The organism is Kocuria sp. LHG3120, assembly GCF_049897445.1.
Classification (GTDB): Bacteria; Actinomycetota; Actinomycetes; order Actinomycetales; family Micrococcaceae; genus Kocuria; species Kocuria rosea.
In genome coordinates this window covers 81,367-102,124 of sequence record NZ_JAFCWG010000010.1, presented here as the reverse complement: position 1 = coordinate 102,124, position 20,758 = coordinate 81,367, and the positions used below count along the sequence as shown (strand labels likewise).

Here is a 20,758-nt window from a genome sequence, read left to right as displayed (position 1 = left end):
TCTGGCTTGCCCGTAGGGCGGCCTGGAAGGATGTTGCTGTGCCCGCTCCCTATCCCCAAGAGTTCCGCGACGACGTCGTGCGCGTGGCCCGCACCCGCGAAGACGGAGTGACGCTGGCGCAGATCGCCAAGGACTTCGGCATCCATGAGATGACTCTGTCGAAGTGGATGCGCCAGGCCGACGTCGAGGACGGTGCGAAGCCTGGGACAACCAAAGCTGAGTCGGCCGAGAACCGTGAGCTGAAGAAACGGATCCGCCTGCTCGAGCAGGAGAACGAGGTCCTGCGCCGGGCAGCGGCCTACCTGTCCCAGGCGAACCTGCCGGGAAAAGGCTCTACCCGCTCGTGAGTGAGCTCGCCGCCGACGGGATCCCTGTCGCGGTGACGTGCCGGGTGCTCAAGCTCTCCCGCCAGCCCTACTACCGGTGGCTGGCGGACCCGGTCACCGTTGCCGAGCTATCCGAGGCGTATCGGGCGAACGCCTTGTTCGACACTCATCAGGACGACCCGGAGTTCGGCTACCGCTTCCTGGTCGACGAGGCCGAGGACGCCGGCGAGGCGATGTGTGAGCGCAGCGCGTGGCGGATCTGCCGAGACAACGGCTGGTGGTCCGCCTTCGGGAAGAAGCGCGGCAAGAACGGCAAGAAGCCCGGTCCACCGGTCCACGACGACCTGGTGGAGCGCGACTTCACCGCCGTTGGGCCGAACCAGCTGTGGCTGACCGACATTACTGAGCACAGGACTGCTGGAATCCAAGCTGCCGAGGGCAAGCTCTATTTGTGCGCGATCAAGGACGTCTACTCCGGGCGGATCGTGGGCTACTCCATCGACTCGCGGATGAAGTCCAGCTTGGCGGTGCAGGCGCTGCACAACGCGGTCGCACGGCGCGGGGATGTGGCCGGTTGCATCGTCCACTCGGATAGGGGCAGTCAATTCCGTTCTCGGAAATTCGTGCACGCCCTGAACCGGCACGGACTGGTCGGCTCGATGGGCAAGGTGGGCGCAGCAGGGGACAACGCCGCGATGGAGAGCTTTTTCGCCCTGTTGCAGAAGAACGTCCTCGATCGGCGGTCCTGGGCGACCCGGGACGAGCTGCGGATCGCGATCGTGACCTGGACCGAGCGGACCTACCACCGACGCCGGCGGCAGGCTCGTCTGGGCCGGTTGACCCCCATCGAGTACGAGACCATGATGAAGCCCGCCGTGACCCTCGCGGCATGAAACCTCACCTGTCACCTATCGGTGCGGCAGTCCCACAGCCGCCCTAGGCAGGGTGGGACGAGTCGTTGCATCAGATGCGAGAACTCCCCGCTGACCGTTGTCCGATAAGTCACGTTATGTAAAGTACCGCGTAATAGGGGCTCCCTCGAGATTCTGTCGACCGTGCGCACCCTCCGTGTCCGTCAGGGCATCTGCGGTGCTTACCCTGGGACGATTCCGAGTGCTTGTAGCTCGCGTCGGCGTGCTTGCCGCTGCGCTTCCATCTGGATTGACCCTAGGTGCGACTGGTGCTCGAAGTACGCCACGAAACCGATGGCCAGCAGCATCACCCCGGCCACCAGCAGAGCCATCGCCGCCGGCTCGGGCACCTGCTCGACCTGGATGGACGTCCACAGCCCAACGGTGGCCACCGCGGCCATGAGGCCGCCGGCACCGGTGGTCGCCGTGATAAGTGCGCCTGCCATCAGGGGGCCTCCTCGAGCTCGAACGAGACTTTAGACTAATTCATACACCTCGGTAACTTGATGTGTCAACAAGCTTGGAGTGATGACCGCTCTGCTCCTAGATCGCCGGAATAGCGGGGCTGTCGCCTCAGTTGTGGTCGATGCCAACACCCTTTTCTGCTCAAAGGAGCACGCACCACATCATGGCCACGGATTACGACGCCCCGCGCACCCGGCCCGAGGACGAGCCGGCCAACGAGTCCCTGGAGGCGATCCAGGTCCAGCGCAGCGCCACCACCCAGACCGCGGTCATCGACGCCGAGGACTTCGACACCGCCGAGGGCATCGACCTGCCCGGCGCCGACCTCTCCCACGAAGAGCTCACCGTGGCCGTCATCCCGGAGCAGGTCGACGAGTTCACCTGCGCCTCCTGCTTCCTGGTCCGGCACCGGTCCCAGCTGGCCCGCCAGTCCGGCGAGACGCGGTACTGCACCGACTGCGAGGGCTGAGCCCGCGGACCACTGACGGCAGACACGTCTCAGGCCCCGGCGCATCGTGCGCCGGGGCCTGAGACGTTGCCCGCCTGACCGCCATGAGCGGCGGCCGGTGGTGGTTACTTCTTCACCGTGGCCGGGCGTCGGCGCCCCAGGACGGCCCGGGGGTTGAGCTTGTCGGTGTAGGCGATGGAGCCGTACCGGAACAGTTGCACCGCCACCCGCAGCACCAGCACCCCGAACACGAACAGCTCCGCGATCACGATCCCGGCGGTGAGCGGGTCGAGGGTGCCGAAGCCGTTGCGCAGCATCGCGGTCACCGGGGCGGTGAGCGGGAAGAAGGTAAAGACTTGGACGATCAGCGCATCGGGGTCGGAGATGATGAGGCTGATGGCGTAGAAGGGGATGAACATCGCGAAGATCAGCGGGCCGAAGATCACCCCGGCGTCCTTGGCGGTGGGCATGATCGCCCCGATCGCCACCAGCACCCCGGTGAACAGCACGAACCCGCCGATCAGCAGCAGGACCGCCACGACCATGGTCCCCGGGTCCAACCGGAGCGAGGAGAGGTCGAGGTCGGGGATGTTCAACCGGGTCCGGAAGAAGACGTAGCCGATCCCCACCGGGGCTAGCAGCACCAGGATCTGCACCGCCCCGACGGCGAAGACGGCCAGGATCTTGCCCATCACCAGGGTGGTGGGGTTGACGGTGGTGAGGATCATCTCGGTGACCCGGTTCTCTTTCTCCTCCAGGGTGGAGTTGAGCATCTGGTTGGAGAGCATCACGATCACCAGGAAGAACACCACCAGCAACCCCAACGGGGCGATGGCCTCGGTGAACCCGCCGGTGACCTCCCCGTCCCGGAAGATCGTGGCCTCCACCGCCAGGTCCCCGGCCGCGGCCGCGGCCAGGCCCGGATCCCCGATCTGGGCCTGGGCGGCGGTGGTCAGCAAGGACTCGGCCACCGCCTCATAGGTCCCGTTGTCGAAGAGCCCCCGGTCCGCACCGGTCACCTGAATCGGCTGGGCGGCCGGATCGGCGGGGTAGGCGAAGTAGGCATCCAGCTCCCCTGCCTTCACCGCCTCGATCGCCGCCGTGGGGTCGGCGGCGGGTTGCCCGCCGTAAGCGGCGGCCAACTCCTCCGGGATCGTCCCGGAGGCGTCCGTATAGGCGAAGGCGATCTCGGCCTCGGCCTGGGCGTCCGCGGAGTCGCTGATCGAGGAGTTGGAGGTGAACGACAGGGCGAAGATGATCGCGATGACCACCGGCACCGCCAGGATCGCGATCCAGAACCCGCGCTTGCGCACGGTGCGGGTGAACTCGAACCCGACGACCGTGGAGAGGTTGTGCTGCGCCATCAGGCCCCCACCCCCGCCGTCTCGGGCTGGGTGGCGTCCTCGAGACTGTCGGCGCCGTAGACCCGGATGAAGATCTCCTCCAGCGAGGTCCGGGCGGTGCTGAACCCGCTGACCGGGACACCGGCGCCCACCAGTTCGGTGAGCACCGTGGTCTCATCGGCACCCGGTGCCGGGGCGAGCTCGGTCACCTGCCCCTCCCCAGCCGGCCGGGTGTTGGCCACGGTGTAGTGGTGTGAGGCTGGTACCACACCGGTGTGAGTCACCCGGTAGGTGGTGCCGCCGAACTGCTCCTGGACGTCGCGGACGGTGCCGTAGGCGTGGGAGGTGCCGTCCTTGAGCAGGATCACCCGGTCACAGAGCCTCTCGACCTCTTCCATCTGGTGGGTCACCATCACCACCGTCGCCCCGGCCTTTTGCTGGTCTTCGATGATGTCCATCAGCAGCCGCCGGTTGACCGGGTCGAAGCCCTTGGTCGGCTCGTCCAGGATGAGCAGCTCCGGGGTGTTCATGATCGTCACCCCCAGCTGCACCTTCTGCTGCTGACCCCCGGAGAGCTTGTCCAGGCGGGTCGTCGCCTTCTCTGCCAGTCCGACTCGCTCGAGGTACTCCAACGACCAGGACCGGGCCTTGGTCTTGTCGAGGCCTTTGAGGCGGCCGAAGTAAGTCATGGTCTCGAGCACCGGTTCCTTCTTGTACAGCCCTCGCTCCTCGGGCAGATACCCGAGCCGGGCCCCGTCGGCGGGTTCGAAGGTCTTGCCGTCGATGTGCAGGACCCCGGCGGTGGGCTGATAGATCCCCAACACCGCCCGCAGCGTCGTGGTCTTCCCGGACCCGTTGGAGCCCAGGAACCCGAAGGTCTCCCCCGCGTGCACCTCGAAGGAGAGGTCCTCGATCACGGTCGTGTTCCCGAAGGTCATCCGGAAGTTCTCGATGTGCACCAGCGATTCCGTCATTGCGCCTCCACTGTCGTGCCTGCTACCACTGCTGATCCTTCAGTCCCGTCACCATTCCCAAAACCCGCCATGAGACAGAAACCCCCAAGCCATGGCGAGAGCGCGTCCCCGGCTTCCGCACAGCCCTACCCGATCTGCGCCACTCCTGAGAAAGGCGGTGTTCTCTACGGCCTATGTCAGCCCCTCGCTTGTCTGCACGGACCCCGCGGGTCTCTTAGCGTCTGCGAACTTCCAGCCTAGAAGTGCCTGTGCATCCCTTGCCTCCCCCACCGGGGGGACCATTCGGAAAGTGTTCCTCGCGGCCAGCCGCTAACCGGACACATGTAAAGCAATGGGTGTTCACCGGCCCGCCGCTGGCCTCCGACTGACGCACTTGTCGCTTCGTCGAATGTGGATGAGGGACTATCGCTCTCACGGTGAAGGGTCATGTCGATGGTGAGTGGTTCCCCGTCGGGGCAGCGATGAGCGGGCCGGACACCGTTGCGGTGTCCGGCCCGGTTGCACTCAGTGGGCCCGGTCAGGCCTTGGCGACCTTGATGGTCACGTTGGGGCAGGCCGCGGCGATCCGGGTCAGCGCGGCCTTTTCCCTGCTGTCGACCTTCAGTCCCCAGCGGATCTTCACCGCCACCCACTCCCCCACATAGGCGCAGCGGTGCTTCGGCGGCATCCACTCTTCCGGGCCGCGGGCCTGCTTGGTGGAGTTCAGCTTGGAGGTCTGGGCGCTGAGCGTGCGGTGGTCGCCGAGGTCGTTGTAGAACGCCACCCGCTTGGTCTGGCTCCAGCCCCTGGCCCCGGAGCCCCAGGCCTCGTGGACCGGCACGGTGTGGTCGATCTGCACGGTGGTGGCCGAGGTGTGGGTGCGCCCGTCCCAGGTGGTGACCCACTTGCCGCCCTTGACGGTGCATCGCTTGGTGGTGGTGAAACTCGTCTTCACCTTGGATTCGTTCTGCAGCACCTCGGCCCGGGTGTTCTGGCAGTCCTTATTGGTGTCTTTCCAATCGCCGAACTGCTTGTCCCGGTTGTAGCCGGCGTTGTTCTCCGCGGCGACCGGCAGGGACTTCACCGCGGTGCGCAGCGGGGCACTGTAAGTGGTCGCGGCGTGCGCCGGCGCCACCCCACCGGTGAAGAGCAGACCCGCCACCACGGTGGAGGCGGCCGCGGCACGCCACCCCGGGCGGGTGGTGCCCGCCGTGGGTGAGGACGAGGTGGTGCGGGTGCGTGAGAGCGGCGCGAAAGGCATGAGGAGCCTCCAGTATCAAAGGGATCGGGGCGCCTGGATCGGCGCCCCCTCATGCTGGCATCACGAGAGCAAATAGCACCGATGTGACGCTGACTCGGCGTCTGCGCAGGTGAGAGCGACGCTACTTGCCCAGTGCAGGCGGCTTCCGGTCGCCGCCGACGCCTGCGGATCCGCCACGTCACGGGCATGCAGTCGCGGCCTGTACCCCCTGCGCGGGACAACCCTCGAGCAACCGCTGCAGCAGGCAGGAACGTGGTGTCGATCAGGTCACCGGAATCAGGTGACCGTCCGGGCCCTCGCGCACGTACCGGAGATCGGCCAGGTCGGGCCACTGGTCAAGGAGCTCCTCGACAACGTCGATCGCGCTCTCATCCTCATGTTGGGCTTCGTCGGCGACGTCGATGGTCAGGTGGGACAGCTTGCCCTCCATCAGCTGGAGGCTGATCTGCAGCTGCGTGCCATCCGGTGCCTGGCACCGGGCCCGCACGGGGTAGGCCTGCTGATGAGGCACCACGCGCACCACTTCCTCGGGCACCTGGAACTCCACGGTGGCGGAGAACCCCTCGACGCCGTCGTCAATAAAGGACTCCTGCGCGACCGCCAACTGCCCCAGCAGCACCCGGGCATCGGCGGTGTCGGTGGCCTGCAGGATCCCGTGGACCGCCTCGCGCACCGCCGGGGTGAGCGCACGGGTGCGCACCAGGTCCTCCCCCACCTCCAGGGCCTGCGCCTCAGCCCGGGCCCCGGCACGGTCAACGGCGTAGCCCACCAGCACACTGACCACCGAGGCCGCGGCCAGCCACCGCCGCGGATGACGCACCCCGGCCCTCTCCAGCCGGCCCACGATCCGGGCATCCAAGTTCTCGGAAGCATCGGAGAGAGCGAGCACCGCGGATCCGGCGGCTGCACCGGCCACCACATTGGCCGGCACCAGGGCGGTCCGGTCGGTGGTGACGCCCGCCCACCACGCCGTAGTCGCAGCCACGCCCGCCCGGTAGACCCGTCGACGTGCCGGGCTCAACCGCGACGGGTCGATCAGACTCAGTGCGCCGAAGAGGGCAGCCGAGCTCGCGCCGAACACCGGGGAGACCGGATCAGTGAACCTGCTCGGGGCAAGATGCATGGGGGCGTCCTTTCGGGTCACTGGCCTTCACCTTACGCATCACCAGCACCTCCCCGAGCGGGACTGTTGAATCAGCCGGTGTCATCAGAGCTGGCTTGATGATCGCTATCGGCTCATGTGTAAATCGGGAGCGGAGACACAGTCAGACACCATCTGTCTGCGCATCAGTCCCGAGGCCCGATCTTGTGTCACCGTTGGCAGTGGGCCTCGTCACGGGCCCGGTCGGATCGATCAGCGGCGCACCCGATAGCGCAGGTGAAGCACCCGGTTGCCCTGAATCACCACGTCGGGATCCTCCAACAGGTGCTGTGCGCGGACCGACCCGAAGTAGCGCTTGCCGGAACCGAAGACGACGGGTACGACGTCCATGCGCACCTCGTCGACCAGACCCGCGGCAAACACCTGGCCCCCGACGTCGCCAGCGGCGACCTCGACGAGGCGCTCACCGGCGAGCTCCTGCGCCTTGGCCACGGCCGCCTCGACGCCATCGACGAAGTGGAACGGCGCCTCGGGGTCCCACCCCGCAGGCGCCGGCCGGTGCGTCACGACCACCACGTGGTCGACCCCGCTCGGAGGCTTCCCGTCCCAACCGTCCGTCATGTCGAAGACGTGGCGGCCGACGACGGTTGCCCCGATCTGGTCCCAGTACGGCCTGGTGTAGTCGTAGGACTCTTGCGACACTGTCAACGCCCCGCTCTCGTCCAACGGCACGTCCCCGCTGAGCAACCAGTCGAACAGCGCTCCGGGCTGGTCGTTCTCGTCGGCGATGAAGCCGTCCACCGACACCGAGCTGTACATGACCACCGTGCCCACGGGCCCTCCTCCGCTTCGGGGGTTGGCCCCAAACTAGCGTGCCGCCAGCTGTCGCTCTAGTACGGAATCAATCGGCCTGCGGCGGCCAGCTGTCCAGCACATGGCCGGGATGTTCGCGCAGAGACCCCAACTGCAAAGTCGTTCCCGTGGACAATGGCCGGTAGCCGGGCCATATGTAAAGCGGAGGGTATCCAGCCGCCAACGCGCAAGCGCGCCAGCCGTTCGGCAAGAGCACTGTTCGACATGTCGTCGCCGGCCTCGTTCAGGACGGGAACCCAAGCACCAATTTCGGATTCAGTTGCGCCGCCAACGCGAGCAACCGGTGAGCCTGCCCGCCATGCAGGGCTTCCTGGACCGGTTCCGCACCGAGTACAACCAGCACCGGCCCCACCGATCCCTGCCGCACGGGGCCACCCCGGGCGCGCTCTACCACGCCATGCATAAAGCCCTGCCCGGGCCCAGCTACGATCCCGACACCCACGACCGTGTGCGCCACGACCGGATCGGCTGCACCGTCATTCTGCGCGTGGCCGGGGCCCTGCGTCACATCGGCATCGGCCGAACCCATGCAGGAACCCACGTCTTCCTGCTGATCCAGGACCACCAGGTGCGCGTGGTCAACTCCACCACAGGGGAGCTGCTGCGCGAACTCACCATCGACCCCAGCCGCGACTACCAACCCCGAGCATGACAAAAGGCCCGAACCCACATCCGTGGGTTCGGGCTTTGCCGATGTCCTGAGACATCACACACTGAAAGGCCAAGGCATAAAGACCTACGGGTATTTACTGATATATAACAGAGATGCGGATAGTCAGTGGTTCGTCCCAGTCGACCTCGCCTCTAACGATTACAACCCCATTTCCAGGAACAACATTATACACCTTCATCCCAGCGTTTCCCATATGTGGTTCACCTCTGGCGTTTAGTTCACACAAAGAGGCAACGGCGTTTTTGCCAGAATGACACCCCGGAGCATTTACGGGGTGGGTAAAGATCCTTTTTACTTTGATGTTGTCACGACTTGATCCAACGGACATGTCAATCATTCCTTTTTATTTACTTTTGGCATACGAAATGCTGAGATTTACGCGTCAGCTTAAAACTTGGTAAGAATCAGATTAAGCAACCCAAATACTAAAACCGCCTCTCGTCGACGATAACTGCGTCCACCTCCAGCATGGCCTTGACCTTTTTCCTCGGTTAATGCCTTGCAGCATTCTGGTTGACGTGGCCTTTTACTGGGTATGCATCAAGGTTAGGAGGCCGCTGAGCGTCGCACATTCGCGTCTTCACGTAAATCGAATCAGTGTCAGCACGTAGGTGTGCCGCCGGCACATTCGGCACAATAGAGAGCGTGATCGCCAAGAACGGCATGACGCGTGGATGGGGCCTATGGCTACTGGTGGCGGCTGCTCTCGTCGGAGTCGCTCCGGTGCCCTATACGGCCGCGGTGGATGGTTGGTGGGTCGCGCCGAACGTGGTGTTTCAACTGGTGGTCTATGCCACCGGGTTCACCCTCCTGCGCGTGCCCGAACACCGGCGCAATGCCACGCACCTCGTTCTCGCTGGTGTGGCCAGCGCGACGGGTTACCTGCTGTCCGAGCCGATCGCCTCTATCGGCTACTGGTTCCAGCTGGGTTATGTCACCCAGTGGTTGGTGGCGCCACTGTTCTTGCGAGTGCTGCTCAGTTACCCAGCCCCCGGCCCTCGTGGTCGATCGGCCTCAGCGCTCCTGCGCGCCACCTGGCTGTGGGCCACCGTTCCTTGGCTCGTCTCAGCGGCTCAATGGAACCCCGCTCATGCCGAAGTGCCCAACTCCACCCTTTGGGTGCGCCTTGTGGACTTCGAGTCCGGGGCGAACATCGTTGCGCTGATCGGAAGCGCAGGCTCCATCGTCGTAGGAATCTGGACTATCCGTGTCATGTGGCAGCGGTGGCGGTCGGCCAAGGGGCCCCTGGCGCCGAGGTCGCGACTCGTTGCTGCGGCAGGCATCCTTCTCGCCGTCGGTGTGGGGAGCCGGGAGATCGCCCGCGTCCTAGTCGACACCAACCGGATCAACTGGGAAGGCCGGGCCTGGATCGAAACCGGACATACCGTACTGGCGATCGTGGTCGTGCTGCTAACCGTCGGATCAGTCTATTGGTCTTTCGCCCAACGCCCGAGGGTGGTCGAAGCCATGGTCGCCACGGCCGGAGACGCCCCGAGGGTCGAAGCGGCGCTGCGCTCCGTGCTCGGTGACCCGACCGCGCGGCTGTACTACGACATCGCCGGGATATGGCTGGACGCTCACGGCGCCCAGGCGAGCCCCGCCCCCACGCCCGGACGGCTACGGAAAATCCTTCCCAATGACCAGGGCCAGCCCAGCGCTTTAGCGGATCTCGATGACGTCGTGCTCGAAGACCCTATCCAGACCAGGATCGCCCTGTCGGCCACCCAGCTGGTTCTCGAGGCCGCTCATCTTGCCGTGGAGCGCGACGCTTACGCCAAGGAACTGGCCGAATCGCGCAAGCGGATTGTCACCGACAGCGTCACGCAACGCATAGAACTCGAGCGCGCCCTGCACGACGGGGTCCAGCAACACCTCCTCGCCGTCTCGACGACCTTGTCCCGAGCACAGCTCGCGTCCAATCCCATCGAGAGCGCCGACGTCATCGACCAAGCCCAAAACCAACTCACAGAAGCTCTGGCCGAGCTGCGCCGATTGGCCCGCGGCATTCACCCCGTAGCACTCGGGCACGGAGGCCTCCCCGGAGGACTGCGCGTCATGGTCGACCGGTGGGATGACTGCGAACTCGTCCTCAGATCACCGGAGCCTTCTTTTGCGTGTCTGGACGAGACCGTCCGAGCGACGTGCTACTTCGCCGCCGCCGAGGCATTGGCTAACGCCATCAAGTACGGGAGCAGACCCGTGACCATCACGGCCGCCTGCGACGGGCAAGAGGTGACCATCACCGTCGTCGATCGAGGAGCCGGCGGGGCACGTCCTGTCCCAGGGGGTGGCCTTGCTGGGCTGAGGGATCGCCTGGCCGCGGTCGGTGGGAGAACGATGATCACCAGCCCTGAAGGAGGACCAACGATGATAGAGATCCGCTCCCCCGTGCACACCTCCACCGCCCTGGGTGCGCCATGAGCGGTCTACGGGTAGCCCTTGCCGACGACTCCGGCATCTTTCGCGAGGGGCTGGGCGCCCTGCTGACTGCAGCTGAGATCCACGTCGTCGCATCCGTAGGTGACGTGCAAACCCTGCAGGAGCAGATGGAAGTGCACCCCGTGGACGTCGCCATCCTCGACATCCGGATGCCGCCTACCTACACCGACGAAGGCATCCGGGCTGCGATAACGCTGCGTGCACGTCATCCCGATCTCGGCGTCCTCATGCTTTCGACATACGCTGAGGCTGCGTGGGCGCGAGAACTCATTGCCGTCATCCCCTCAGGCGTCGGTTACCTCCTCAAGGACCGCGTCAGCTCCGTGGACCGCCTCATCGAGGCCATCGAGGAAGTAGCCGGTGGAGGAATCGCTCTGGACCCCACCGTCGTTGCGTCGCTCATGCGCTCACACACCGTCGTTGACCGACTCACCCCCCGAGAACGCGAGGTCCTCGCGCTCATCGCCGAAGGCAGATCCAATCTCGCTATCGCGCGCCAACTGCACATCTCCGTACGGACCGTGGAGGTGCATGTCGCCGCGGTCCTACGGAACCTCGACATCCAGCCCTCCCAGGACGACAACTCCCGTGTCCTAGCCACCCGAGCCTTCCTCAAGCACCAGCCCTGAGGGCCATATCCATCTATCTTCCAGCTCCCCTCGGGGGGGAGGAGGGCTATCTGCGCAGTTACTGTGGCAGCCCAGATGACCCGTAACGGGGCCTTATGTAAACTTAATTTTCCTATCCCGACAGATGCTTTATGAGATTTATAGAATGTGGAATATTTTCCATCGTAGCTCTATATAGCATAATAACGTGGACAATGTTTTCCTGGAATTTTGGGAGGTGTTCGTCCGAGGGTATTTTTTACGTATCTTTGACTGCTGGAGGTGTGACAAGTCCGCTGTGGTAAGCAAGGACGACGGCTTGAGCCCGGTCACGAGAGCCGGTTTTGAGTAGAACCCTGGAGATGTGCGTTTTGACGGTTGCTTCGCTGAGTACGAGACGGTCCTTGATCTCTGCGCTGGACAACCCCTGGGCGAGCAGCGCGAGGACCTCGCGTTCGCGAGCTGTGAGCCGCTCGAGCAAGTGCGAGGCCCCATGTCCGGGCGTAGGCAATGCGGCCAGTGCGGCGATGACCTTGCCAGCGACGGCGGGATCGATCCACGATCCTCCGCCAGCAATCGTGTGTACGGCGGTAATTAGGTCCTTGGGCGCGGCATGTTTGAGCAGGAAGCCGCTGGCTCCGGCTCGAAGTGCTCCGTAGACGACTTCGTCGTCGTTGAAGGTGGTCAGCACCAAGACCTTGGTGAGGTGGTCGGGGTCTGCGCTGTCGGTGGTGATCTGACGAGTGGCGGTGATCCCGTCCACGTTGGGCATGCGGGCGTCCATAAGCACCAAATCGGGTCTATGGGCGCGAGCCAGCTCGAGAGCCTGTTGCCCGTCCGAGGCTTCGGCAAGAACTTCGAAGTCTGGTTCGGCGCGCAGCATCATGGCGATGCCAGCGCGAATGAGTGGCTGGTCGTCGGCGACGAGGATCCGGATGCTCATGTCTTGTCCTTGTCTGAAACTACGGAGGATACCGGGAGCGGGGCTGAGGGCCGGACTGGTAGCTGGGCCCGGATAAGAAAGCCATCCGAAGTGGGTCCAGTTTCCAATGTTCCGCCCACTAGATTCACCCGCTCTTTCAGCCCAATCAATCCATGGCCCGAGGAAAGACCCGTCGCCTCGCGCTTCTGGAGGCCGGATCGGTCCCGAATCGTGAGTGTGAGATTCTCCTGATCCCATCGAAGGTTGATCCGGGAGAACGCTCCGCGTCCCGCGTATTTGATGGTATTCGTCAAAGCCTCCTGGACCACCCGATACGCGGCCAAGCCAACGCTGCGATCCAACTCCGCAGGGTGTCCGTCCACGACCACTTCGACGTCTACCCCGGACGCTCGGGCCGAACTCACCAAAGAGTCCAGGTCTTGCAGTGTGGGCGGATGGGTAACCCCATGGCTCCTCTCTTCCAAGCTGGCATTGCGCAACAGCCCGAGCAACCGATGCAGCTCTCCCATGGCCTGAACCCCGGTGGTCTCGATGGCTTCCAAGGCGCCTTGCACCTGTTTGTCAGCACTCGAAGCGACAGTTCGCGCGCCGGCCGCTTGGAAAATCATTGCACTGACCGAATGGGAGACGATGTCATGCAATTCTCGCGCCAAGTTTAACCGCTCAGCCCGTAGCGCTGCCTCCGTCTGCTCCTTCCGCTCCCGTTCCGCACGCCGCTCGTTCAAGTAAAGGAGACGCCCAAAGCTCCAGACAAAAAATGCAGTGAAGATTTCAGACATGACAATCGACACAAAGAGTCGAATGTCATCCACACTACTGGTGACCTCCATGTTCTCGAAACGGATATAAACCACCTTAATGTAGCGAATTGTGACCATGGGAATTATATAAATGATGAACGCCACATTTGCAATTCCCGCCGAACCACGACGAGCCAACGGATACAAGGCAATCAATAAGGCGAGGTCAGCGACAGTCGCCCCCCATAAAACAAATGTCAAAATTTGGACTGATATGAATATCAGAAATACTGTTCGCGGGTAGCGCCAGCGTAAGAAAAGCGTAGGATATATTATTGACGGCACAATCGGCATCATCGATATAGGCAGTGAATGCCAGTTTCCCCAATTTTCGATGGAATCAAAGAAAAATCCATCAACAAATAAGGCCTCTAGATCCAGGTAGCCCGCGAAGCCAATAAGAAGCACTTCTCCCAACCCTCGCCACCAGAGCGATCCACCTGGCCAGCCCGCCAAATTCCACTTCGACATCCCAGCGCACTTCCTTCCAACAGAGCTCGGCGACGCCATTCCCTGGTAGGCATCCATTGCCTTTGATAGCTATAGCAAGCAGTCCATGTGGAGCGACAGATTGGGGTGCTTGAACCTGAGATGCCGTCACCCCTTCACTCGACGCCGGCTAAGGAGCCAGTGGTGGGCCGGGGCACCCATGACGGAATTGTCCCGGCTCGCGTTGCCGCCTGTCATCCCCCGGCGAGGGTAGATGAAGTGCCGCCGTCTACCGCTTGAGCGGTATCCGCGGACACCGTAGATCATTTGCTACTTAGGAGTTCGGAACGAGTTGGAGGTAGACCAAAGAGCACGTTTTTGGCTGATGTGAAGGGCGTGCTTTCCGAGCGAATCTATAGATGCCACCCGGGGTCCGATTCAGGACAACGCATTCCGGGATGGTTGGAACCAGCATCACCTCTTAGCTCAGGAGATTCGCCATGTCATATGCACACCGCTCCAGCACCGCAACACAGTCAGGATCCCGCCGTCCGCTGCGGACGGTAGCTCTGGCAGCAGCCTCGCTCTCACTTGCTACGGGAGGAATCGCCCTGGCAGGGGCCCCTGCGCAGGCGGCTCAGTCGGCAACCTATGACAGCTGTACCGTCACCGCTGAACGACCGAGGGCCGTAGGTGTATCCGCTTCGGGCAAGACACTTGTGCACTATGGCATTCACGTCGATTGCAAGAAGGGTGGCAGAACGGTACACCTTCAGCAAAAGTTGATGGAAGCTGACGACGGGTGGGGGAATGACGACGATACTCAGAGGAATTGGTCCCCCCCTGACGAAAGTACGGCATCTGGCAAAGGTACACCGCTGAAGTTCCCCACGGCCGGAAAAAAGGATGCGTGGAGCACCTACCGCCTAGTCGACACGGACGCCGGTCCGCGTGAAGAGCCCTATCACGTCGTCAAGTTCATGGTGGTGGGAGATGGCGACCTTCCTCCGAAGGAAATCACGGTGACTAGCCCGTACAAATCCATTCACCCCAACTGAGTGCGGTGAGGGGCGTGCGACCCTGACGCCCCTCACCCCGCTTTTCTACTTAGCCGAAAGATTCGTGCCATGAATTCCTCAGTTGACACATTGCCGATCGCTCGGATCTGGGATCTTGCTCCAGGGGATACTTTCCGAGGCCGCACTATTGCCGCGATCCGGGGAGTAGTGGGGCTGGCCGCCAACCCCGTAGCCGTCATTTGCTTTTGTGAAGAGGATAATCATCCCGCACGATACCCTGCTGCGTATTCGGAGACCCTACAGCACGGCGATGAAATCGCATTGTGCGCGCGACGTTGGGTTCGATGCCATGGTTTGCATGAAGGCGACGCTGTGGATCTGCAGTTGGTGCGGTCTCAAGTGACGGCAACTCCTTAATCTGAAATCACCGTGAAGCAAAAACGCAATGACGCAGCCGATGCTGCACTCGTCCTATCCACCCTGTAAGTCACCCGTGACTGCCGTAAACGGCGCCAAGATGCTTGCCACAGTCGGCCCACCGAGTGCCACGCGAAATCGAAGTTCCTAGATTTTGGCCGCTGCTGCCACTGACACACCGGCCCGCACACCGACGCACGGCCACCGGCGCACATCGTGCCACCGGCGTTTAGGACCAGTTATGAACACCACTAAGCACCTGATTCTCGCCCTTGCCGCGGGCCTCGGATTCACCGTCGTCACGGCGGCCCGGTCACCGCCGGCCTCACCGTGAACCGCCCTAAACCCCTCACGGTCCAGAGACCCCACCCTGCCTCATATCCAGGAGATCACCATGAACACCATCAGGCACCTACTTCTCGCCCTCGCAGCCACCTTCGGGCTGGCTATCACTACCGCGGGCCCCGCTGTCGCCGGGACCCGGCTGAACCACTGCGAACCGCTCAGCGGTCGGTAATACCGCCCCGCCCCCTCATCCAGGAGATCACTATGAACACCACCAAGCGTCGGGTCCTCGCCCTCGCTAGTGCTTTGGGCGTTGCTGTTGTCACTGCGGGCCCGGCCTCCGCAGGCATCTTGTTCAATCACTGCGAACCGCTGACCGGTCGGTAATCCCGGCCCGCACCCTCATTCAGGAGATCACCATGAACACCACCAAGCGCCTGATTCTCGGCCTCGCTGCCACCTTCGGGTTGACCATCGCCACTGCTGGCCCCGCACTTGCCGGGGTACGGATGAACCACTGCGAACCCCTTACCGGGCGATGATCAGCTGCTTTCACTGGCTCAGGGCCAGGCGGGTGCACCGTCTGGCCCTGGCCGCGTGGGCGCACGGTGACCGAGACGGCGCCCAGGCCCTGGCGGAGTACGCCTGGGGGTTGTTCCCGATCGGCTCCAGCCTGGGGCGGGTCGTGCCTCAAGTTGAGACAGCGTTTACCCTCGCAGGGATTGCTACAGAACGCACCGCCCACTCAGAGGCGACCCATTGGCTCGAGCGCGCCGTGCGCCTGCTCGATCGGGCACCGGAGTGCCCGATGCGCGCCCGATGGCTGGTAGAGGCCCGCACCCGCCTGGGCGAAACTCGGCGACTGGCCGCCGACTACGACGAGGCTAAGTGCACGTTGCACCTAGCTCTGGAAATGGCCGAGACCCATCACCTAAATTTGACCTCGCGCGCTGCAGTGCACAACTGTTTGGGCATCCTCGCCAAGGACACCGGCCGCTACAAAGAGGCCGCCGAGCACTACCAGGAGGCCCTGCAGATGCTCACCGCTGAGCTGGGAGCCGAGGATGCCGCCCTGGCCGGGGTGTACCACAATCTCGCCGGCCTCGCCCACATCCAGGGCCGCTACACGGAAGCTGAATCGGCCATCCGCACCGCCCTGACGCTACGGGTGCGATCCGCATCTTCTGACGCGGTTGGGGTGGCCGCCGACACGTCCGTGCTTGGGGCTGTCCTGGCCGGCCAAGGCCGTCTGGACGACGCCGAGGCCGCACTACACGACGCCCAGCGCCTCTGGGAGTCACTGCACGGCTCTGAGCACTACGAGATCGCCGTCGTGGTCCACAACCTCGCCGACATCCACCGGCAACGGGGCCACCTGTCGGCTGCCCACAGCGCCTACGTCCAGGCCCTGCGGCTCAAAGAGGCCGTCCTGAACTTAGACCACCCCGAGATCGCCGCGCTGCACCACAACATCGCGGCCCTACTCGAGCAACAGCAACGCCCAGCCGAAGCACTCGAGCACTACGACCGGGCTCTCGCCGTTTTCCACGCCACAGTGGGCGAGGACCACCCGAATGCTCAGGTCTGCGCCGCCAACAGAAACCACCTCATCGCCGCCACCCCAAACTATTGAAACGGCTTCTCAGCTAACCGGCATGGGCAGCTCACAGATCCGCCGGTAGAGCATCGCCCGGGACAAGCCGAGGTCCCGGGCGACCTGGGTGGCCAGTTCCCCGGAATCGATCAGCCGGACGGCGTTGCAGACCTGGGAGTCGGTGAAGGTCTGCCTGCGCCCGCCGAGGTCCTTGCCGGCGGCCCTCCGCTTGGCCACCGAGTCGGTGATCCGCTCCCGCTTGATCTTCAGCTCCATCTGCGCCAAAGCTGCCATGACAGTGAACACCATCGAGCCCATCGGGGAGACGGTATCCACGCCTCCCCCACCAAGCTTCAGCACCCGCAGCCCGACACCTCTGTCGCGCAGCGCCTCTGCGAAGGACAGCGTGTTCTGCGTGGACCGACCCAGACGATCCGGTGCGGCGCTCAGCAGGGTCTCGCCTTCCCCCGATACGGTGATCGCCTGCTCGGACGCCGACCGCTAACCGGCCATATGTAAAGCAGCCCCGGTCGCTATGAGTCTTTGGAGCCCTCAGCTCCTCGAGCGTTCTTCTTCCGCTGCTCCATCCAGCCGAAGACGGCGGCCACCATGGCTAGGGCGGCCGCAGCAGGGAACTCCCGTCAGGTCTTGGGTGTGCTCGGGTTTTGTGTCTTGGACCGAGCTGCGGTGCCGGCACGGCGGTCATCGACGCCCGACAGGGCTCCAGGGGCGTTGGCGTTCCGGTCCCTGCGCAGGCATCTGCGGTCCGCGGCGACACCGCCCTTCGTCCTGGCTTCCTGGAATGGACGGTGGTCGTCGAGACAGGAAAGGGGCGGGATGGCCCCCCGGCCAGTCCCGCCCCGCTGTTCCCTGCCTCAGACCGCATCCCCCAAGGAGTGTCGGATCCCCCCGGATCCGTGGAGTTCGCGGCCTGTCCCAGAGATCAAGGGGTCATCGAAAATCCCCTTGTCAGAAGCAACAATTGCCGATGCACCGTCCTGGGTCAAGACCACCCGGGGTCCGCGCGTTCACAACCGGCCACAAAGGTGTGTGATCGCGAACACAGGTCGGGGCAGTCGCCGCTCGGCTCCGGATGCCGGGAAGGGCGCAAGTGGTGGCCGCCAGAGGTCCGGGGCCGGAAAGAGGAATCGCCACCGGGCCGGGGCCGGGTGGCGATTCCTGGGGTGACGTCAGGCTGGACGGCCCGGCGCCGGTGATCTCACGAGGAGATCAGGGCGTAATCACGCAAGCACGGTGATGTTCGCGGCCTGGGGGCCCTTGGGGCCGTCCTGGGTCTCGAACTCGACGCGCTGGTTCTCCTCGAGGGAGCGGAACCCGCCGGAGTTGATCGCGGAGAAGTGCGCGAACACGTCCTTGGAGCCGTCCTCGGGGGTGATGAAGCCGAAGCCCTTGTCGGCGTTGAACCACTTCACGGTGCCAGTAGTCATGGGGAACCTGTCTTTCTGAAGAAACGGAGCGTCCCCGACGATCGGGGTGCTCGGGCGTTGCGATGCCTGCCAAAACGTCTTCTCAGAAAAACTGCTGCGCCCGATGTCCGGGCGCACTGCTTGAACTGCAAGAACGAAACTTCAACAACTGGACTCCACTGTACGCGGACCGGCCCGAAGGTGCAGTGACAGGCGACACCTGAGGCCTCGGTGCCGCTGTCCACGGTCTACCCGACACCGTTTCCGGGCCGCGGGGTGCAAGACCTGCAGAGGGGTGGTCAATCCTCGGCGTCGGAGCCCTCGCGGCGGAGCAGCTCGGAGGTGTAGGGGGCCCGCAGCGGAGGTCGCCGGTCGATGAGCTCGTTGGCGGCGTGGGCCAGCAGGTCACGCTGGAAGGCGGGCAGGCCCAGGCAGTCGTGCAGGTAGGCCTCGACCTCGATCTCCCCGGCGTGGCCGCCGAGGGTGAAGTAGTGGAACCACAGCTGTTTTCCCTTGATGCCGGCGCGGCCGATGACCTCGAGCAGCAGGCGGGCTTGTTCTGCCCCGAGACCGTCGTCATCCACGGGTGCCCCTCACCCTTCCGGATCCGGGCGGCGCTCCAGGATCTGGCGGGCGACCTCGGCCATAGGGCGGCCCTGGGCTCGCGAGGCCGTGAGCAGCACGCAATGGGCGTCATCGGGGTCGGTGGCACGTTGTTCCATCAGCATCCCGGTGGCCCGGTCGACCGCCTGCCGATCCTCCAGGCCGGCCTGCAACGCGGCACTGAGCCGTTGCGGGGCGTCCGCGGTCTGGGCTGCGCCCAGCAGGGTGGCCGCGGCTGCGGCCAGCAGGCCCAGCTGCTGCTCCTCGTAACCGGTGAAGGCATCACCGACGGTGGCGTAGACCTTCATGGCCCCCAGGCACCGCTCCTGGAACACCATCGGGACACTGATCATCGACAGGATCCCCGAGGCAGCGGCAGCCGTCGACCACTGCGGCCACCGGTCGTCGTCGGTGGTGTCGTTGACGCGCTGGGGGGTCGCGGTGGCCCAGGCGCTCAGGCACGGGCCGTTCCCGAGGTCGTACTGGAGGGCGTCGGCGGTCTCCACGAGACGGTCGGTGGCCCCCGCGCTGGTCCTGGTGCCCTGGGCGTCGAGCAGTGAGACCCCGGCGCCGGCGGCTACGGGGATAAGCGCCCGGGCGACTTGGGCCAGCTGGTGCACCGCGGCCGCAGCGTGCTCCTGGGAGAGCATCAGGTTCTGGATGCGGGCGAAGACCGTGGTCAGCTCCGTCGCGGAGGATTCGGGTTGCATGGGGATCCCTCTCGGTCCGACGGGGCGGGTCGAGTCCACTGCGCATCGTGGACTGTCGTGGCGGCCTCGATGGCCGGTGGTTTCTCGCACGATGGGTGCCCCTTCTCTCAGAAATAGGCCGGGCCGAACGGGGCCGGGCAGCCAGTGAATGGTCCCGGAGCCGGCGCCGCTTCTGGTGCGGTGGCTGCCCCGGGTCGGGAACCCGGAGAGGTGGGTGGCCTTCAGAGACGGTGCTGCCCGCCTCGGCACGAGGTGGCCGGGGGCGAGGCGGGTCTCACGAATCGTGCTGGTGCCTCACCCCACCCGGAGGCTTCCTCTGACGCGGAAGCACCGGTGACCGGGGGGGTCTGCGACCGCTTCAGACGGCGTGGGCGGCCGAGGCGTGGCGCAGGCGGTGCCCCTCGGTGGCGACCAGCTTGGGGAGCCCACTGGTGGCCTCGCGCACCCACAGCACACCCAGGTGGGCTGCCACCTGGCTCACGGTGCCGGCATGGCGCAGGTGGTGCTCATCCCATACCTCGATCGGGTCCCCGGGGCGCACCCGGGTGAGGTCGTGGAGCCATGGATCAGTGGTGGTCATGATGCTTCCTGTTCGAATGCGTGCGGAGAAATTCAACATGCTGCGCGGCCTGCGGGGATCCGAGCCCCGGAACTGGGCTCGGATCCCCGCAGACCGGAAGGGGTGCTCAGGCGGAGTAGTTCTCGCGGCTGCCGGACTTGGCCAGCCCGCGGGACACCAGGTAACCGATGGTCAGGTAGGTGATGTACTCCATGGCCTGACGGGCGTCGAACAGATCGGCGCCGTCCTCGACCCCGCCGTCACCGACCAGGGTGGCGGTGATGACGATGGCCGCCAGCACGCCGAGGTAGGCGATGAACTCGGTGGTCTTGGTCGCGGCCTTGGTCTCGGTGGCCCGGCGCACGGTGCCGTCAGCGGTGTGAGCAGCGGTGGTGGTGGCGGTGTGGGAAGCAGTGTTCGTCAAGGGATTCTCCTGAAGAAGTAAGGGGGGCCGGATTCGGCAGGGCGCCGGACAGCAGATCGCCGTCGGCGCAGTCAGTGGAAGGCGTGGGGGCGCCGTGTGCTCGACGCCTTGCCTACGCCGTAGACTGTACGTGTAGACTTCGATTA

The 20,758-nt window shown here is 64.5% G+C and carries 20 protein-coding genes and 1 pseudogene; 7 read left to right on the top strand and 14 right to left on the bottom strand.

What is annotated here, in order from left to right:
- Positions 1-38: 38 nt before the first annotated feature.
- A protein-coding gene (locus ACP7CD_RS17135) for an IS3 family transposase (protein WP_426120742.1) occupies positions 39-1,219 on the top strand; the annotation gives its coding sequence in 2 pieces (ribosomal slippage) (positions 39-323 and positions 326-1,219; 1,179 coding nt in all).
- 200 nt (positions 1,220-1,419) lie between these two features.
- On the opposite strand, the gene ACP7CD_RS17130 is transcribed toward ACP7CD_RS17135, so the two are convergent.
- Positions 1,420-1,683 (bottom strand): hypothetical protein, encoded by a 264-nt coding sequence (locus ACP7CD_RS17130; RefSeq protein ID WP_426120741.1) that lies wholly within the window; start codon positions 1,681-1,683, stop codon positions 1,420-1,422.
- A 182-nt stretch (positions 1,684-1,865) separates the two neighbouring features.
- Here ACP7CD_RS17130 and ACP7CD_RS17125 point away from each other — a divergent pair, with 182 nt between their 5' ends.
- The gene (locus ACP7CD_RS17125) at positions 1,866-2,171 is read left to right on the top strand and encodes a DUF4193 domain-containing protein (RefSeq protein ID WP_035925540.1); all 306 of its coding nucleotides are present in this window, start codon (positions 1,866-1,868) and stop codon (positions 2,169-2,171) included.
- 104 nt (positions 2,172-2,275) lie between these two features.
- On the opposite strand, the gene ACP7CD_RS17120 is transcribed toward ACP7CD_RS17125, so the two are convergent.
- The 5 genes from ACP7CD_RS17120 to ACP7CD_RS17100 all read right to left on the bottom strand — a co-directional run bounded on the left by ACP7CD_RS17120 (position 2,276) and on the right by ACP7CD_RS17100 (position 7,643).
- Entirely contained in the window at positions 2,276-3,514 is a 1,239-nt protein-coding gene (locus ACP7CD_RS17120; RefSeq protein WP_426120740.1) for an ABC transporter permease, read from the bottom strand.
- On the bottom strand, positions 3,514-4,467 hold the full coding sequence (locus ACP7CD_RS17115) for an ABC transporter ATP-binding protein (RefSeq protein WP_426120739.1): 954 nt from the start codon (positions 4,465-4,467) through the stop codon (positions 3,514-3,516). Before ACP7CD_RS17115 ends, ACP7CD_RS17120 begins: the two co-directional genes overlap by 1 nt.
- A 517-nt stretch (positions 4,468-4,984) precedes the next feature.
- Positions 4,985-5,707, bottom strand: coding sequence for an HNH endonuclease family protein (locus ACP7CD_RS17110; protein WP_426120738.1), 723 nt, complete (start codon positions 5,705-5,707; stop codon positions 4,985-4,987).
- Positions 5,708-5,969: 262 nt separating this feature from the next.
- Positions 5,970-6,830: a hypothetical protein gene (locus tag ACP7CD_RS17105; protein ID WP_426120737.1), complete on the bottom strand. Its 861-nt coding sequence runs from the start codon at positions 6,828-6,830 to the stop codon at positions 5,970-5,972.
- A gap of 231 nt (positions 6,831-7,061) precedes the next feature.
- Complete coding sequence (locus ACP7CD_RS17100; protein ID WP_426120736.1) at positions 7,062-7,643, bottom strand: dihydrofolate reductase family protein; 582 nt, start codon at positions 7,641-7,643, stop codon at positions 7,062-7,064.
- 322 nt (positions 7,644-7,965) lie between these two features.
- Here ACP7CD_RS17100 and ACP7CD_RS17095 point away from each other — a divergent pair, with 322 nt between their 5' ends.
- The 3 genes from ACP7CD_RS17095 to ACP7CD_RS17085 all read left to right on the top strand — a co-directional run bounded on the left by ACP7CD_RS17095 (position 7,966) and on the right by ACP7CD_RS17085 (position 11,423).
- Positions 7,966-8,334, top strand: coding sequence for a hypothetical protein (locus ACP7CD_RS17095; RefSeq protein ID WP_426120735.1), 369 nt, complete (start codon positions 7,966-7,968; stop codon positions 8,332-8,334).
- Positions 8,335-9,000: 666 nt separating this feature from the next.
- Positions 9,001-10,776, top strand: coding sequence for a sensor histidine kinase (locus ACP7CD_RS17090; RefSeq protein WP_426120734.1), 1,776 nt, complete (start codon positions 9,001-9,003; stop codon positions 10,774-10,776).
- Positions 10,773-11,423 (top strand): LuxR C-terminal-related transcriptional regulator, encoded by a 651-nt coding sequence (locus tag ACP7CD_RS17085; protein WP_426120733.1) that lies wholly within the window; start codon positions 10,773-10,775, stop codon positions 11,421-11,423. Before ACP7CD_RS17090 ends, ACP7CD_RS17085 begins: the two co-directional genes overlap by 4 nt.
- 238 nt (positions 11,424-11,661) lie before the next feature.
- On the opposite strand, the gene ACP7CD_RS17080 is transcribed toward ACP7CD_RS17085, so the two are convergent.
- Together ACP7CD_RS17080 and ACP7CD_RS17075 are read right to left on the bottom strand one after the other, a co-directional pair.
- Positions 11,662-12,345 carry a response regulator gene (locus ACP7CD_RS17080; protein ID WP_426120732.1) on the bottom strand — a complete coding sequence of 228 codons (684 nt, stop codon included), beginning with the start codon at positions 12,343-12,345 and terminating at the stop codon, positions 11,662-11,664.
- A complete protein-coding gene (locus ACP7CD_RS17075; protein ID WP_426120731.1) occupies positions 12,342-13,616 on the bottom strand; it encodes a sensor histidine kinase in 1,275 nt (424 codons plus the stop codon). Before ACP7CD_RS17075 ends, ACP7CD_RS17080 begins: the two co-directional genes overlap by 4 nt.
- A 2,098-nt stretch (positions 13,617-15,714) precedes the next feature.
- Between ACP7CD_RS17075 and ACP7CD_RS17070 the strand changes: the two genes are divergently transcribed.
- Both ACP7CD_RS17070 and ACP7CD_RS17065 read left to right on the top strand, forming a co-directional pair.
- The gene (locus ACP7CD_RS17070) at positions 15,715-15,837 is read left to right on the top strand and encodes a hypothetical protein (protein ID WP_426120730.1); all 123 of its coding nucleotides are present in this window, start codon (positions 15,715-15,717) and stop codon (positions 15,835-15,837) included.
- A 32-nt stretch (positions 15,838-15,869) separates the two neighbouring features.
- On the top strand, positions 15,870-16,928 hold the full coding sequence (locus ACP7CD_RS17065) for a tetratricopeptide repeat protein (RefSeq protein ID WP_426120729.1): 1,059 nt from the start codon (positions 15,870-15,872) through the stop codon (positions 16,926-16,928).
- A 9-nt stretch (positions 16,929-16,937) separates the two neighbouring features.
- On the opposite strand, the pseudogene ACP7CD_RS17060 reads toward ACP7CD_RS17065, so the two are convergent.
- The 6 genes and pseudogenes from ACP7CD_RS17060 to ACP7CD_RS17035 all read right to left on the bottom strand — a co-directional run.
- A pseudogene (locus ACP7CD_RS17060) lies at positions 16,938-17,390 on the bottom strand (recombinase family protein); the annotation flags it as partial.
- A gap of 740 nt (positions 17,391-18,130) precedes the next feature.
- Positions 18,131-18,337, bottom strand: a complete 207-nt coding sequence (gene cspE / locus ACP7CD_RS17055) for a transcription antiterminator/RNA stability regulator CspE (RefSeq protein ID WP_035923571.1) — start codon at positions 18,335-18,337, stop codon at positions 18,131-18,133.
- 278 nt (positions 18,338-18,615) lie between these two features.
- Entirely contained in the window at positions 18,616-18,900 is a 285-nt protein-coding gene (locus ACP7CD_RS17050; protein ID WP_426120728.1) for a hypothetical protein, read from the bottom strand.
- 9 nt (positions 18,901-18,909) lie between these two features.
- The gene (locus tag ACP7CD_RS17045) at positions 18,910-19,629 is read right to left on the bottom strand and encodes a GAF and ANTAR domain-containing protein (RefSeq protein WP_426120727.1); all 720 of its coding nucleotides are present in this window, start codon (positions 19,627-19,629) and stop codon (positions 18,910-18,912) included.
- A 358-nt stretch (positions 19,630-19,987) separates the two neighbouring features.
- Positions 19,988-20,209 (bottom strand): hypothetical protein, encoded by a 222-nt coding sequence (locus ACP7CD_RS17040; protein ID WP_426120726.1) that lies wholly within the window; start codon positions 20,207-20,209, stop codon positions 19,988-19,990.
- 106 nt (positions 20,210-20,315) lie between these two features.
- Positions 20,316-20,612, bottom strand: coding sequence for a hypothetical protein (locus tag ACP7CD_RS17035; protein WP_426120725.1), 297 nt, complete (start codon positions 20,610-20,612; stop codon positions 20,316-20,318).
- Positions 20,613-20,758 lie beyond the last annotated feature (146 nt).